Annotated in this window: 1 pseudogene; it reads left to right on the forward strand. The window is 41.0% G+C overall.

Annotated features, from left to right (window positions below):
- Window positions 1-111: 111 nt before the first annotated feature.
- Window positions 112-536: pseudogene (locus GMD6S_RS10085) on the forward strand (sensor histidine kinase); the annotation flags it as partial.

A 536-nucleotide genomic window follows, 5' to 3' on the forward strand; every position in this document is an offset into this window, starting at 1 on the left:
CTCTCCTTGTAGGAGTTGGTTATTATATGCCTGCCTTGCTCTTTTTTGTAGGAATTGGAATGTGGCATTTCTTTATCAGTGATATGTTGGAACCTATTTATGAAAGTATCCATGAAAAATTGGCGACAAAATAGAATGAAGCAGTTCTGGCTTCACTCTCTTTTACGGATTTATAGTTTGGTTATGATCGTGGTCATTGCCAGTTTTGCGATTATGTTATCGTATGCTGACTGGGATTCACGTGAGAAAGAGGCCCAACGGGTTGCAGAACGTGTGACCACTCGGACAGTGAGTGAAGTGGAATACTATCACAGAGAGTCAACCCAACTTGCTCAGTCTTTGGTTGAAAATCAGGCCCGCATCGAAGGGATTTACAAGTATTTCAGTCTCAGCACACCAGACTATTTCTATTGGCAATTAGAGCGTAAAACTTCGCCTTATATATCGGTTTCCCTGTATGAAAATATTGATGACCTCTATGTTCGGAATGATTTTGTGACTGGAGTGGCTATTGTTCTTCAGGACTACAAGGAAGT

This window comes from Streptococcus sp. GMD6S, assembly GCF_000297015.1.